Below are 15,317 nucleotides of genomic sequence, written 5' to 3' on the forward strand. Positions count from 1 at the left end.
TAAGTAATGGACTGTAGGAGCAATCGGGTTGATGAAAATCGGTAGGGTATAGAATCAGTCACTTCATACAGATCTCTCTGTCAAATCAAGAATTTCGTCAAAGCAAAACCGTTGCGTTAAGGTTGTTAACCGCTCGGCCACTGATGAATGTGAGGACGGAATTTGCTCAATCAGTTGAAAAATCAACTCGGCATCTACTTGAATTGCAGCCTGTCGTAAGGCCGCTACCCATTCCCACGACATCACGGTTAGATCAGCCGGAACCAATGCCATCGGTAGGGCTGTACCAAGCTCAGCGATCGGTTCATAGACATATTGCACCCCCAAATATTCAGACATCTTTTCAAAAATGACTGGCTCGTAGAATGGCTTACGCACAAAATCATCGCAGCCTGCCTCCAATACACTGGTTCGATCTTCTTCAAAAGCACTGGCTGTAAGGGCAATAATGACTGTTGATTGCCCCGTCACCTGCGATCGAATCTGCCGTGTGGCCGTATAGCCGTCCATCACTGGCATTCGCATATCCATCCAAATTAAATGGGGATGCCAGCTTTGCCATAGGGCGATCGCATCTTGTCCATTATTCGTGATGCGGGTTTCAAAGCCAACGGAACTCAACAGTTGCATCAACAAATTGCGATTTTCAGCATGATCGTCAGCTACTAAAATGCGATAGGTTGGCTGATTGGCCGCTAACCGCAGCACCCGACGACTGGATTGGGTGGTTTCGACCGTCAGCGGATTCGCCGCCGCAACGGGAATCTCGAACCCAAACGTTGATCCCTGTCCTACAGTGCTGGTGAAATGCAAATCGCCGCCCATCAATTGCACAAACTGACGGCTAATGGCCAGCCCCAGCCCAGTTCCGCCCACATGCGCCCCGCTCAAGGTTTGTACAAACGGTTGAAACAGCCGCGCCTGTTCTGCGGGAGCAATGCCAGTTCCGGTGTCTTCGATTTCAAAATGTAACCAGAGCGAGGAGGCAAGCGGATTTACTAAGTCAGGATTCTGCTCTGCCCTGTAACCTGTAGGGTCTACAGCCACATCGATCGCCGGATCGATCGCTTCTGTCCATACCCGCAATGTTACGTTGCCTGTGTTCGTAAACTTCATGGCATTACCCAATAGGTTAATGATCACCTGCCGCAGTTTGCCCTCATCGCCAACAATGCACGACGGGACATCAGGAGCAATCTCGAATTGCAGCCGCAGTTGTTTCGTTTCGGCCCGCATTTGAAACATTTCCCGCAGCGTTTGCAGCAGATGACGCAGATTAAAGGGCTTGGGGTTTAAGACAATCCGTCCAGCTTCAATCTTCGACATTTCCAGTACGTCGTTGATCAAATTAAGCAAATGTGCCCCACTGCGGTTGATGGTGGCTAATGACTCGCGCTGTTGGGCGGAGAGGCTAGCATCCCGTTCCATCAGTTGTGCAAAGCCCAAGATGGCATTCAACGGCGTTCGTAGCTCGTGGCTCATGTTGGCTAAAAAGGTGCTTTTGGCTCGGTTGGCGGCTTCGGCTTGTTCCTTGGCCAGTTGCAGCACTGCTTCCGATTGCTTGCGCTCTAATTCGGCACTGGCACGGGCGGCAAAGATGCGCAAAATCATCTCACGTCCGGCGTCTGGTGCCATCGGTTCCACGTCCATCACTACCAGATGCCCTAAAACGGTTCCGGCTGAATTCACCAAGGGCACACCAAAAAAGCTTTCCGCTTGGAACCCAACCAAGCTATGGCAATGGGGAAACAGCGCGCGAATGTTGCGGGGATAGAAACACATCTCTCCAAAGCTAACAGACTCGCAGGGTGTGCCTTCAATCGCGTATTCCATGTTTTCGGCAATGCCATCTCCTGCCCACACAGCCAGAGTGCGAATCATGGTTTTTGCTTCGTCGGCGAAGGTAGTAATCAAGGCATAGCGCACCCGCAACACTTCGGCCAGATAGCGAACGCAGGTGCGGAAAAATTCATCGCCAATTTTTGACGCTGTTCCTTCGACAATTAAGCGCAGTGCTTCTTCTTGGTGTTTGCGATCGCTGATATCTTCACCAATACACAACAGGTAGGTGGGATCGCCCTGTGAATCAAACAACGGCACTTTAAAACCACGCACAAAAATAGTGTCTTGGGTGTGCGGATCGAAAACTTCATCATAAGTGGCTAAGGGCGAGCGCTGCGTCACTACGGCCAAGTCTTGGGCCCGATAGCGATCGGCTAGGTCGGCGGCAAGCAGTTCATGATCGTTGTATCCAATCGCCCGATCGCTAGAAAATCCGACAATGCGTTCGCTGCTTTTGTTGACTTGCACATAGCGAAAGTCATTACGAATATCCTTGGTGAATAGCGCCAGCGGAATGTTCTCCACGATGCTGTTCAACAATTGCTGCGATTGCCGCAGTTCTTCTTCGAGGTGTTTGCGCACGCTGATATCCGTCAGCACAAACTCCAGACAGTTTTCTGTTGCGTTCAACCGCAGCGACAATAGCCCCCACAGCCGGGTGCCATCCCGACGTTTTAGTCGCAGTTCATAATCTTGGTGGCTTCCCCCTGCCCGATCGAGTTCAGACAGCGATCGGGCCCGGTCTTCCGGGTTGACATAAAGCGACGGTGTATACACCTTGCCGATTAAATCGTCGGCTGAATCGAATCCTAAAATTTCAGCTAGCCGTTGATTGGCCTCCAGAATCAGTCCGTCTTCGATGCGGCTGCGACCAATGCCTACTTGGGAGTTCTGGAAAATGCTGCGAAATTTGCGCTCACTTTCCTGCACGGCCCGTTCTGCCGATCGACGTTCTAACTCGGCTCCAGCGCGGGCCGCAAAAATTCTAAGGATCATTTCTCGTCCCGGATCGGGCTGCATCGGCTTCGTGTCCATTACCACCAGATGCCCCACCATCTCCCCATCTGCATCGGTCAGTGGAATGCCCAAATAGCTTTCGGTATTGCGTTTCAACAAGCCCATTGAGCGAGGAAACCAATCCTGCACCCGATCGGGGTAAAAGCACATCTGATCACGACACGCATTCTGGCAAGGTGTACCGATCACGCTATATTCTTTGGTTGGATTGACTGTAATATCTCCATGATCGGCAAGCACTCGGACTCGCGTTTTAGCCACATCGCAAAATTCTAGCAGCAGCGCATAGGGAACATGCAGTGCCTCTGCTAGATAATGCACACAGGTTTGAAAAAATTCTTCGCCAGTTTTTGAGGCAGTTCCTTCCACAATTAACCGCAAGGCCGCCTCTTGCCGTTTGCGATCGGTAATGCGTACCCCCACGCCTAGAACGCTGTAGGCGTCATATCCAGGAATTTTGATGCGCCGCTTTTGCCATTGCATCCACTCATCGCGATCGGGCACAGTTGACACCCGTTCTTCGGCAATAAACATCTCTTCTCCGGTTTCAATAATGCGGCGATTTTCCCGAACAAATTGCTCAGCGATTGCGGGATTGGGATGCAGATCCACATCGCGTTGCCCCACCAACGTCTCTGGCGTGGTGTTGTAGAAAGCGGCCGAAGCCTGATTTGCCAGGAGATAGCGACCGTCCCAATCTTTGACAAAAATGATATTGGGAACCGTATCAATCACCGTTCGTAGCATTTGCTGTTGCTGCTTCAAATGTTCTTCGGCTTGCTGTCGCTCGGCTTCGACTTGTTTTTGTTGACTGATATCTCGAACAATACAAATTAGCCCGCCCCCCTCCAGTGCTGTCAAAGAAACGGCTTGATTGAACAAACTACCGTCGCGCTTGCGGCCGATCGCCTCTCCCTGCCAATAGCCCTGTTGCGAAAAGGCTGGAATGACCTCGTGTTCAAACCGGTCTATCTCGGCAGCCTCGTATAAAATCTGCCAAGTTTGTCCCACCAATGATTCGGGACGATCGTAACCAAACAGCTTGGCGTGGGCCTCGTTGAGATAGATATATCGTTGCTGGCGATCGAGAATGGCGATGCCTTCGGTAGCGGCTTGAAATGCCAATGCTAACTGATTCAAATGCTGCTGTTGCCGATAACAGGCAGTAATATCGCGAAACCGCCAAACGCAAACAACCTCCTCGTTAAGGCACTGCGGCTGACTGTACCACTCAATCATGCGCCCATCCTGTAAGGCCAGTTGATGGCTGCCTGCCGCTGGCTGTTGCAAAATTTCCAGCATTCGGGCTTGAAACGCCGCTGGGTCTTGCACGGGTGCGGCTAACGCTAGATTGCGATCAACTGGACTCACCGCTGGCTCTAACAAAGACTCGGGAATTTGCCACAGTTGAATAAAGGACTGGTTGTAAACCAACACTCTACCCTGCAATGTGACTACAAGAATGCCGTCAGCCATTGCCTCCAACGCCGCTTGCAATACAGCGTGACGTTCGCGTTCTGCTTGTAACTGCCCTTGCAGTTGAGTGGTGAGTTCGTACCAATCAGAACCCATGCAGCATTCCTTTGAATCTTTAGTCACGATATACCTTAGCTGTTAAGGCTATCTTAGAAAAGGGAAGATCTCGAGAAGATATAGGCGATCGAACACCGCAGAAGAGATCGATATGATCAGAAACCTAGCACTGTGGCTACTTTGGGTTGGCTTTGTGGTGTATGCCTTTGCCTTTGCACCCCCCACTCAACCAGACACCTTCACGTTGATTAAGGATTTAGCGACTGCAAACTGGGACGGTATTAATCCCTTGGTAATTGCTTTGTTCAACATTATGGGGGTATGGCCGCTGATCTACAGTTGCTTTTTGTACAGCGATGGCAGAATGCAGAAAATTCCGGCGTGGCCGTTCGGGGTGGCGTCGTTTGGCGTCGGAGCGTTTGCATTGCTGCCGTATTTGGCGCTGCGCAACCCTGCCCCCACGTTTGCTGGCGAAAAAACGGGTTGGCTGAACCTGTGGGAGTCTCGCTGGCTGGCGATCGGGCTAGCAATTGGCGCTGTTGGGCTGTTGAGCTATGGATTCAGCCAAGGCAACTGGAGTGATTTTATAGCGCAGTGGAAAACCGATCGCTTCATTCACGTCATGAGTCTAGATTTTTGTTTGCTATGCCTGCTGCCGCCCACGTTGCTAGGAGATGACATGGCACGACGGGGTGTGCAAGACTCCCGCATTTTTTGGGCAGCGGCCCTGATTCCCCTCATTGGGCCATTGGGGTATTTGCTGTGGCGACCGCCGTTAAAGCAGTAGGGCATTAATAACAATAGTCAACAATAGTCCGGACACTTTTATGCCAAACCACCCTCATCCCCCAACCCCTTCTCCCCAAAAGGGCGAAGGAAAGCCCGATTGAAGTCCCTCTCCCATGGTGAGAGCAGGATTGAGGTAAGGGTCGAAATTTGTGGCATGGCAAGGGTGTTCAGCATTTCCACAAAAACGGGCAAAGGATTGCAATAACATTCTTTATGTTTTCTTTTGATACTTCCCCACCAACTCTGCATCCGCCAACACATGTCCCTGCATAGCTTCGACTACGTCGGCTTCACTGGCTCCCGGTGGCAAATCCAGGACAGTATCGATCGCATATAGCTTGAAGACATAGCGATGGGTTCCTCTGGGAGGACAAGGGCCGCCATAGCCGTAGCGATCGAAGCCATTTCTACCCTGTACCCCTCCCGTCAATAGAATTGGATCAGGCGGAATGGCTTCTGGTAATTCGCGAGTCTCTGCTGGAAGATCGTAGAGCAGCCAATGAATAAAGGTTCCACCGGGTGCATCTGGATCATCAACAATCAAAACAAACCGCTGAGTTCCGCCAGGTGGTTCATTCCAACGCAAAGCCGGAGAGACATTTTCGCCATTGCAGGTGTATTTGCTAGGAATAGCTCCCTCTGGGCTGAAGGCACTGCTTTCCAGCATCATGGTTTTTGAGATCGATCGATTGGTAGATGACGATCGATGTGGAGTACAGCCGATCAACCAACTGCCACCCACAATCGCCACTAGTTGCCAACAAACCCGTCGCCGCCTGACTCGAGCAGTCACCATTTGCATTCCTCAGTCGTTCTGTTAATCGCCTCAGTCCTCCTCGATCCTATGGTGCTTCAGTAAACGCTTGACAACAAGGCAGCAGCGGATGGTTTATCACCTCTGCCAGATGAGCCGATTGCAGCAGGCTTCGCCAATCAGTCACGAGCGCGGTGTTGGTTGGCTCAGACAGGCGCAATTCGGCTAAGGTCGTTAGGGCATCGAGCCAAATTCCTTGAGCGGCATACAAGGCCGATTGATCACGATGGGAAGACTGAGCCAATTGAGCTTTTAGAGTAGGCGACAGATCAACCCGCTGAATTTCACCCCAAACATCTACCGTAGCTCCGGTTTCACAGATCAATTGAAAAATCCAGCGATAGGGCTTTTCAGGTTCCAGAGGAGAGACCGTATTTGGCAGCGTTACCTTAACAATGCCTGCTGTGTCTGTGCCATGCAGCAAAGACGTGTAGACATAACTCCCGTCTGCATCCAGCAGCCAAAACTCAGCGGGACGATCGCTTGTCAGCGCCGTTGGTACATAAAACCAAAAGGTGGGATGGCTGGCAGTTGTCAACGTGATTGGAGTAGCGACCGTTGCCATGGTCTCGCGATCGTCGGCTGCATTGGGAACCAACGCCATCAGCGGCTGTTCAGCCATTGAACAATTCCCTCGACTAGCTCCCCCCCGCGATCGACCTCTAGTAGGAGCCGCTTGGGCAGTAGGTGGAATAAAGCGAATGGGATCGCGAATAGACGCTTGAACCAAATTAAACTCAGCACTGACCCTATCAGCCACAGGACTAACTAGTTGATTACCAAGAAACCTAGACTCCGCTGGTTGAATGGCAAGCCATCCACTAGATGAAAACAACAGCAGCAATAGGGTTGAAGCGGTAGATTGAATCAAAAAATTGTAGCGTTTCATAACAAAGCAAAATTTTCTAAACAAGTTTTCAACGGTTAATAATCATCCATTACCCATTACCCATTACCCATTACTCCAGAAACCGATTTGACAGCTTTGACACCCGCTAGGACGATTGCTTGGACGATCGCCGCCCCACTCGACGATATCCCCTTGTAACCAAACCGGATACTGCGATCGCCATCACAGTTGGAACGAGGGGAATCCAGCCACCGATGACCATCATGACCCAACATAGTCCAATCAGCAGACCGCTAGCGAGGAGCAGGGACAGACCCAGACGAACCAGCCGTTGAATCAGCCAGCCGCAACCACTGCCCACAATCGCCCAGAGGGTAATCCAAATGCCCTCGACGAGATTAGACCAACTCCACAGCAGCGATCGGTTGTCTAGAGCAGCACTCAGCAATTGACTGACCATATGAGCTTGCACCACCACTCCCGGCATTTGTTGATCGATCGGCGTTTGCCAAACATCGCCAGCACTTTTAGCCGTGACTCCAATGAATACAATTCGATTTCTAACAATTTCTGGATTTACCTGCCCAGATATCACATCCGTTAGGGAAACTTGGCTAGCGGGTCGTGTATTCATGCGGTAGTTCAGCAAAATTTGCTGCCCTTGGGTGTCGGCTTGCCAGTAGCCGCCGCTAAAGGGTTGTAACAGCGGCAGAGTCAAGTTCGCGATTTGCCAGGACGGTGCCGATCGATCGACCACCAGTCCTTGAGCTTGCAGATAGCGCGTTGCCAGTTGCACGCTAAAGGCATGGGGCGAGGTACAGGGAATACCGGGATCGATTAGCTCGGGCGTCATGGTTAGCAAGTGTCGTCGCAGTCGATCGTCCTCATCCACCACAAAATCACTGAACCCTACTCGATCGAGCGGGATGTCAGGCGGCGGTGCAATACTGTCATCTCCCAAAAATCGGGCTTTGCAAACCGCTACAAGGTTAGAGTTTTGCTGAAATTGCCTGGTCAGACTGGCTTGATCGGTCGCGATCGGAAAGTCACGATACAAATCTAGGCCAATCAAACGCGGTCGATAGGTCTCTAGCTGTTGCAGCAGTTGATTGAGCACGCGATCGGATAGGGAAATCCAACCGAATTCTGGATGAGCTTCGCCATAGGTTTGACGTTCAGCTTCATCAATGGTGACAATCAAAAGCCGATCGTCTAGCGGCTCAGGGGGACGCATCCGCAGGGTTTGATCATAGGCGGCTAGCTCCCATGCTTGCAACGCTCCAGTCGATCGCACTCCCACAATACTCAAACCGATCAATAATCCCAGTCCGATCGCTTGCCACCAGCCGACGCGAGATCGCCCCGTTGCAAGAGGTTTCGCCTGGCTCAAGCTCTCTGCTGCTTCGGCAATAGTAGTTATTTGCCCCTTCAAGCCCTGCCAGGTTGCGGGCGACTCTGTCGGATTTTGGCAAATCACCGGGAGCCATGTTGCACAGGGAAATTGATGCTCTAATCCCTGGAGTTGTTCTCTGGCTTCGCGCACGGATCGATACAGCGTTTGACCGTGAGCGAAGGTGGTGATAAACGCTTTGAGAAAGGTCTGGGCTACGCGATCGGGAATAGGTTCGCGCATAACGATCATCTGCGGGATGTGTAGCTCGGCTAGATTGTGCGCTAATCCCAATCCATCACAGGAGTTGAAAATGGCCAGAGATAATCCTCGATCGACGGCGTTTCTGAGGGCGTATTTGAGTTGAGCAATTGTCAGAGAATCAGTTTGGTTAATCTTAATCGCACCACTGGAATTATTGGCTTCACTCGTGCTGTGTCCGGCGAAAAACAAAATATCCCAACTCTGTTGCCAAAGGTGATCATTGAGGGTTTGCCGCGACGGTTCCACCAAAAACCGCACGTCAGCCTCAGGCAGTTGTTCTAAAAAGCGGCGATCGGCTTGAACATCAATTCCTTGGCTATTTCCTAAAATCGCCAAGATTTGAATGCGCGGTTTTGTCGCAATCGGGCGATTGGTTCGGTCATAGCTGGGAGCACTTAACGCCAGTTCAGCATGTTTGTATCGTTCTAGCACGTCCCACACCTGCCAGGGCAATCGCTGCATCACCGGATGATCGGATTGCAAAATTACCCGAATGTTGTCCTGTACTGACAATTGCTCTAACCATTTTTCGCGGATGGGTCGAAAGGATTCTGATCGTAGCCACTCATTGAGACGATCGCTGAGTTCTTGGGCAGCACATTCACAATCATGAGTGATTGAAACGTTGGTGACTTGTACCTTGGGAGCGTGCAAGCGCGATTGAATGCCTAAATGGCGATAGCGGGATTGCCAGCGTTGATGACTCTGTAATAAGCCAGGACTGGGTGGTAGTTTGCCGATGACTTCAGCCGTCAAACGGTAGACAAGCTGTCCAGCTTGATCTGCTTGCTCTTCACCAATTTGCAGCGTCACGGAAAAGCCTTGCTCAAAACTGCCTTCGCTAATTTTTAGAAAAACAAGCTTACTCACGGTTGCTCATCAACTCATGAAATTGCAATGAACTGTAAAATACATTTCGGCTACGCTCAACGCTCAATTTGGGGAATAGGGCTAAGCCAAGTCGAAACCTACGTCTAAATCACAAACTGCTCGATGATGCGATCGGTTCCTACCTGAACTTGAATGCTGAAAGCTTCGCCCGTGCTACCACTCAATTCCAACTGAATATAATTGTCAATCTCTCTAGACTGAGCATTTAAAAAGACAGTATCTGTTTCATCTAGAACAATTAGCTGCACATTGGCGGGAAGATAGATTGCGTCGGTGGGGTGAAGCTGAATACAAATATGAACAGACTCATCAGTGGTCGGCGTCAGTTCTACAATCAAGATTAACGATCGGATGCTAGGTTGAATCCCAACGTTAATATGCTTGGCTCGTCGAATCGAGGCACTTGTTTCAAGACGATTGCCTGGGTCCCCCCGAAATCCATAGGCGAGTGAAACATTAGGAGGCAACAGCGCCTCAACGGTCTGCCAGCCTGCATCCATTAGGTTCTGAAACCACAAGCTTAGATGGGTGACAGCCGTGGGTTGGGTATCTGTCGGTGGCACAGCAACGACTGAATGCAGCAGCCGATCGAGATGATCGAGAACTGCTTCAGGAGGTTGTAAGTCTCGAATGGGCAGTTCTTCAGCCGCGACGGTTTCCTTAAATCCTAATAGAATAGCCTGGCGATCGGTTTCGTTGATCTGCACCACAACATAACCGATGCGATCGTGCCATACTTCGGGTGGAATTGCGCAAATCGGGGGCGACCCATCTACCCATGGGCGGCACTCTAAGCGTCCCGCACCTACGATTTCTAAATCAGCAGTATTAGCCGCAAGCTGCATCACCGGGTTCCAACTATCACTGGCACTCAACTGGGTGGCAATGCCCATCAATTGCAAATAGTCATTGATCACCCAAACTGCTAACGTATTGAGACGGACTTGCTCAGCTTTGGCAACAGTGGGCTGTTGGCGGGCAAAGTGATCGGCTATGTGGAAAGCTGCCTGCGGAATTGGTAAAGGTAGAGCCGTTGATTCAAATGCGTCAGAGATATAAGTCATGATTATTTGCCTCCTTCATAGATATCCCTGCGATTCACCAAATTTACGCAAGCGCGGTAAACATTGTCGCTGATAAAAGCTGCTGAGGGTGGAAACTGAAAGCCCCAGTTCCGCTGCTAGATCTTTCCAACTCGTTTCAGGAGGTAGTCGTCGCAAAATGAGTAACTGACAAGTGACAAGGTCATGCCCAGCAATGTGAACTTGGCGCAATTCTCCTGTAAAATCGGCTTCTGCCCACGCTCTCACATCTTCCAAAATCGGGGGAGCGGCTGGTTCCGCTGCCAAATTTTCAAGGGGGTCTATTTGGTCAACGTCACCCGATCGCGACAGTCGTGGTTGCACAGATGCCCTAGTAGTCTGTTGCTTTTGGGAATCAATAAAAAAATCTTGTAATCGTCGCTTTAAGTAGAAATTGAGCCACGTTGCCACACTGCCCTGATTGGGGTCATACTTTGCACCCGTCTTGCCCTCGCAGACATTCTGACAAAAATATACCCAAGTTTGTTGCAAGGCATCGGCATAGTAGGGGGAACTGTCTTTCCATAACTTCCGTACCACCAACCGAATCACTTGGGTCAGGGCCCGTTGTCGCTTCAGGCTTCCCGGGGGATGACTACAGGCTTCTATGACTAACTGCCGCAACTGTTCATCAAACTCGCTCATTGGAACCTCAAACCAAAAAGTTCAATTATTTTTTATGAATACGATCCTGAATTTGTTAATGTCCGTTAGAATGAAGCATCCAGTGAACTGTTTAGTTTCTTTACCTTTGATTGAATATTGAGGAATTAACCATTATGCCACCGACCAAGGGCAGATCTGCTGCTAAGTCTACTACTCGATCGACCACGAAATCTACACGAGGCGGCAAGCGCACCACCAAAGCAGAACAGCCAGTTTCGTCCGAAGAACCAACGACTGTTGTCACCGAAGAGGTAGCAGACACCACCGCCACTCCCACAAGAGCACGCTCTCGAAGCACCAAGGCTGTGTCTCAAGCCTCATTGAGTGCCGCAAAATCAGCCCTTGAGTCGGTTCCTGTGAAAGAAACCCAATCGCTGAATCTGCTGCAAACGATCGCCCAACTCCAGTCCAGCATTGAAGGAGCCTTAGACAAAGGCTATACTCATGCAGAAGTTGCAGAAATGCTGGGCAGCCAAGGCATCGAAATCAGTGGTTCCACCCTTAAACGCTATCTTAGCGTCAGTAAACCTGCCAGCGCCAAACGAGGTGGCGGTCGTCGTGGTTCGCGTAAATCATCAGCCAAGTAGACCCACTAATCGAAAAAACCAAGGCCCGATCGTCGCGAGTGATGCAGCCGTGATCGAGCCTTGAATCGAGTTGGTACGAAAGCACTACCTAGTCACCCGGCAATGGTTGTGAAGACCTCTCCCCTCCTCTCCCTCAATTCTTCTGCCAAAGGGCGAGGAACTCTAATCTGGCTCCTCTACTCCCTGCTTGGAGGAAGTGATTAACCCGGCAATTTGATCTTGCATTCCGCCCCCCTCATCCCCCAGCCCCTGCTCCCAGAAAAGAAGAAGGGAAGCCGGATCGGAAGTCCCTCTCCCAGAGATTGAGGGATTTAGGGTGAGGGCAGATGTCATGACAACAGTTGCCGGGTTAATAGGATGGTGATTGAGGTAATCATCCATCCACTCATCTACTTGTTCATCTAGCCTTGCTTCACCGTAAGCAGTGGCACAATATCTGCATGAGCCAATACTGCATCTGGATTGCGCTGTAGAGATAGATGATACTTGGTCCCAAATTCAGGAGGATCTGGGGAAAGAATTAACTGACGAATGCGATCAATCAAGGACTCAATCTCCTCGGAGGCGATCGGCTCATCGGTTCTCAAGGTTTCATCGATTTGCACAATCAACTCAGACAGCGGGTGCAACCAAGCAAACTGCTCATGGTGAATCACTAATTGAAGCAATTCGCCACTATTAGCAACTCGTCCACGCACTTGTTCATACGTGAGCCGTTCTCCATCTAGCAATACACGATGAAGCCTTAATAGGGCTGTGCGTAGGGACTGTAACTGTTGACGGACAGCGGATGAAAGCAATGTTCCAGTATAAGATTGGGCTGTACGCCAGGATCTGTGCGATCGAGCGGTTGAAGGCTTAAACATGAATTGTACCCATCCTTCCGTGGCGGTAATCTTCAATGGCTTGGACAATTTCAGCGTTGGTGTTCATCACAAACGGGCCATAGCGCACGATCGGTTCATTTAGCGGTACGCCCGCAATCAACAATACATTCAACTCAGTGTGACTTGCTGCTGGATTAGCAATCGTGACTGTATCACCATTGGAGGCAAACAGCACCATCTTGCCATCCCCAGCCAGTTCTTGATCGACTCCAAAGCGTCCCTCTCCGTCTAAGACGTAGGCAAATGCATTGTAGTGACTAGGGATGGGTTGAATGATCGTCGCACCCGGTTGTAGTGTCCAATGTAAATAGACAATTGGCGTTCGCGTTTCAATGACGGCTTTGGCTCCTAAGGCTTCTCCAGCAATCACTTTAACGGTGGCTAAGCCATCTTCTGTTTGAACGGTGGGAATACGATCGGCAGCAATGTCTTGATAGTGTGGGGCGATCATTTTGTCGCGTTGGGGTAAGTTCACCCACAATTGAAGTCCGTGCAAATGTCCACCCGTGCGGACAAAATCGGAGGCTGGCATTTCCGAGTGCACCACACCGGCCCCAGCCGTCATCCATTGCACATCTCCGGGGCCCAGTTTCCCAGTGTGCCCCTGAGAATCTTTGTGCTCTAACTGACCCGCAAGCAAATAGGTCACGGTTTCAAATCCACGATGTGGATGATCAGGAGCGCCTTTGGCTTCACCGGGCTTGAGGTCAACTGGGCCCAATTCATCCAATAGCAAAAAGGGATCGAACTCCGAGAAGCTGCTTTTTGGAAAGGGACGGCGAACAATAAATCCTGCCCCTTCCATCGTCTCAACGCTGCTAACTGTTCCAGCCACCGTGCGACCGAGTTGCATTGGCGTGGTCATGACGTTCCTCCTAGGTTACTTCTAGCGGAGTGATCCTTGATGAATCCTTTCCCATATATGACTAATCATATATTAGCCAGTTCAGTTATAAAATTGATTAACGATACGGCTCTCCTACCCTTATCGAGACGGAAAACTAGCCATGTCCCTTGCTCATGTGATTTTAGGGCTGCTGCAACAACAGCAACGCACAGGTTATGACCTCAAAACCGAGTGTTTCAACCAAACGATCGCCCATCTTTGGCCAGCCGACCAAGCCCAAATCTATCGCACCCTTGACAAGCTGGAGTCTCAAGAGTGGATTACCTGTCAAGTCGAAATTCAAATCGATCGCCCCAATCGCAAAGTGTACAGTCTGACTGCTGCCGGGGAAGCTGAACTACAACGGTGGTTACAGACACCTCAGCCATTAACACCCGGGCGCGATCCTCAACTGATTCAGCTATATTTTGCCGGACAGTTACCTGAGGCGACGATCGCAAAAATTCTACAGCAACAATTGAGTGCCCATCGCCAAAAGCTAGCTGAATGCGAGGCTATCGCGTCTCGATCAGAGGTTCCTCGTCTTGTAACCGATGCGCAACTGTGCGCTCGTCAACACTCGATACAGCAACTAGTTTTAGATTGGCTGGTTCAGCGGGAACGAGCACAGATTTTCTGGCTAGAAACCCTACTCGATCGGTTCAATCAGTCTTCCTCTGGTTCATAACCTGGCTGACTGGAATCTCGTTATGAAGCCCTCACTCAAAGGCTGGTTGGCAAATATTTTTGTGATCTGTTTCAACGGTGATTCCTCACCGAGTTCATGAAAAAGGGAGCGTTGCTGCATCGAGTAATGAACCGCACGATCGGCTCTCTCTACTAAGCAGAGCAAGAATAGACAAACTAGCTCTTGCTTCCTTGGGCAGAAGAACAGAAACTGCGGACCCTTACCTAGATTCAGCAACGCTCAGAGAGCGACTGCAATGGAACGTGTAAATAGGCAGATCGGGTAGATTGGATCAACATGCAATCGCTAAACATACACCCCTACCCGCGTTTGGCGACGATCGCATCGCTAATTCCACCTTAATCTGACGTTACCGGATTTGCGTAGTGTTCAACGATAAATTGCTTTAAATGAGGTTGTTCGGGATTTAATCCTAGTTCTTCTGCTTTAGACAGAACTTGCTCTAAGGTAAATCCCTCTTGAATTGCCGTTGCCACTAGCGCGATCGCACTGGCTCTCATCATCGTACCACTGTCACCTAACATTGGCTTGACCACGTTAACACCTCCGGTCTGCACTCATGATTTGGGTAGCATTGATTTGAACTAACTGAGAGAAACGATGTCGCTCAGTTTCCCGAGTAATTTTTGAACCTACAGCAATTTGCGGCTGGATGCAATGCGGTTTTTCGGTAGATACTTAATCACACAAAGCTTCTCCGTATATTTGAAGCTAAAACGTGCTCAATTCCTGAACTAAAAAGAATTACCTGATAGATCAACTCGATATTCTAGTATAAATTACTTCAATAAGCTTGCCCATAGCCAAGCGTTTATTTGAGGGCTTTGACCCCTCACCCATCATTCTCCTTCGTTTACACAGGGTATACGAACCTAAAGAATAAATTCGTTTCCAACAGAGAAGTCTGAACTAGTGCCAGTGATATCACCTCTTTGGCTTTATGGATGTCTCTAAATATCCCTCTGGTCAGCATCTCTAATTTGTCACTTGTTTCCGTTGATTCAGATGAACTCGATTATTTGAATGTGATTTGAATCATCGTTCAGAAGTAAGTAATCAAATTCAAACCAGTGTTTTTTAATATCAAATTTAAATTGAGAACGTGACAGA

12 protein-coding genes are annotated in these 15,317 nt (G+C 49.9%); 3 read left to right on the forward strand and 9 right to left on the reverse strand.

The annotated features are described in order from the left end of the window. Nucleotides 1–63: 63 nt before the first annotated feature. Nucleotides 64–4,431: a PAS domain-containing hybrid sensor histidine kinase/response regulator gene (locus OXH18_RS18870; protein ID WP_268608903.1), complete on the reverse strand. Its 4,368-nt coding sequence runs from the start codon at nucleotides 4,429–4,431 to the stop codon at nucleotides 64–66. A 112-nt stretch (nucleotides 4,432–4,543) separates the two neighbouring features. Here OXH18_RS18870 and OXH18_RS18875 point away from each other — a divergent pair, with 112 nt between their 5' ends. Next, entirely contained in the window at nucleotides 4,544–5,179 is a 636-nt protein-coding gene (locus OXH18_RS18875; protein ID WP_268608905.1) for a DUF2834 domain-containing protein, read from the forward strand. Between the two features lie 213 nt (nucleotides 5,180–5,392). On the opposite strand, the gene OXH18_RS18880 is transcribed toward OXH18_RS18875, so the two are convergent. The 5 genes from OXH18_RS18880 to OXH18_RS18900 form a co-directional block, all read right to left on the reverse strand. Further along, nucleotides 5,393–5,977, reverse strand: a complete 585-nt coding sequence (locus OXH18_RS18880; RefSeq protein ID WP_268608907.1) for a YbhB/YbcL family Raf kinase inhibitor-like protein — start codon at nucleotides 5,975–5,977, stop codon at nucleotides 5,393–5,395. 46 nt (nucleotides 5,978–6,023) lie between these two features. Continuing rightward, on the reverse strand, nucleotides 6,024–6,884 hold the full coding sequence (locus tag OXH18_RS18885; protein ID WP_268608909.1) for a DUF928 domain-containing protein: 861 nt from the start codon (nucleotides 6,882–6,884) through the stop codon (nucleotides 6,024–6,026). 106 nt (nucleotides 6,885–6,990) lie between these two features. Further along, nucleotides 6,991–9,369 (reverse strand): CHASE2 domain-containing protein, encoded by a 2,379-nt coding sequence (locus tag OXH18_RS18890; RefSeq protein WP_268608910.1) that lies wholly within the window; start codon nucleotides 9,367–9,369, stop codon nucleotides 6,991–6,993. A 104-nt stretch (nucleotides 9,370–9,473) separates the two neighbouring features. After that, nucleotides 9,474–10,454 (reverse strand): DUF1822 family protein, encoded by a 981-nt coding sequence (locus OXH18_RS18895; RefSeq protein WP_268608912.1) that lies wholly within the window; start codon nucleotides 10,452–10,454, stop codon nucleotides 9,474–9,476. A 15-nt stretch (nucleotides 10,455–10,469) separates the two neighbouring features. Continuing rightward, on the reverse strand, nucleotides 10,470–11,117 hold the full coding sequence (locus OXH18_RS18900) for a sigma-70 family RNA polymerase sigma factor (RefSeq protein WP_268608914.1): 648 nt from the start codon (nucleotides 11,115–11,117) through the stop codon (nucleotides 10,470–10,472). Nucleotides 11,118–11,251: 134 nt separating this feature from the next. Between OXH18_RS18900 and OXH18_RS18905 the strand changes: the two genes are divergently transcribed. Beyond that, entirely contained in the window at nucleotides 11,252–11,725 is a 474-nt protein-coding gene (locus OXH18_RS18905) for a hypothetical protein (RefSeq protein ID WP_268608916.1), read from the forward strand. 401 nt (nucleotides 11,726–12,126) lie between these two features. Here OXH18_RS18905 and OXH18_RS18910 read toward each other — a convergent pair whose 3' ends face one another. Further along, nucleotides 12,127–12,591, reverse strand: coding sequence for a hypothetical protein (locus tag OXH18_RS18910; RefSeq protein ID WP_268608919.1), 465 nt, complete (start codon nucleotides 12,589–12,591; stop codon nucleotides 12,127–12,129). Then, entirely contained in the window at nucleotides 12,584–13,477 is an 894-nt protein-coding gene (locus OXH18_RS18915) for a pirin family protein (RefSeq protein ID WP_268608921.1), read from the reverse strand. The genes OXH18_RS18910 and OXH18_RS18915 overlap by 8 nt, the downstream gene beginning before the upstream one ends. A 142-nt stretch (nucleotides 13,478–13,619) precedes the next feature. Between OXH18_RS18915 and OXH18_RS18920 the strand changes: the two genes are divergently transcribed. Continuing rightward, nucleotides 13,620–14,186 carry a PadR family transcriptional regulator gene (locus OXH18_RS18920; protein ID WP_268608924.1) on the forward strand — a complete coding sequence of 189 codons (567 nt, stop codon included), beginning with the start codon at nucleotides 13,620–13,622 and terminating at the stop codon, nucleotides 14,184–14,186. Nucleotides 14,187–14,545: 359 nt separating this feature from the next. On the opposite strand, the gene OXH18_RS18925 is transcribed toward OXH18_RS18920, so the two are convergent. Further along, on the reverse strand, nucleotides 14,546–14,743 hold the full coding sequence (locus OXH18_RS18925) for a hypothetical protein (RefSeq protein ID WP_268608926.1): 198 nt from the start codon (nucleotides 14,741–14,743) through the stop codon (nucleotides 14,546–14,548). Nucleotides 14,744–15,317 lie beyond the last annotated feature (574 nt).

The organism is Thermocoleostomius sinensis A174 (assembly GCF_026802175.1).
Lineage (GTDB): Bacteria > Cyanobacteriota > Cyanobacteriia > Elainellales > Elainellaceae > Thermocoleostomius > Thermocoleostomius sinensis.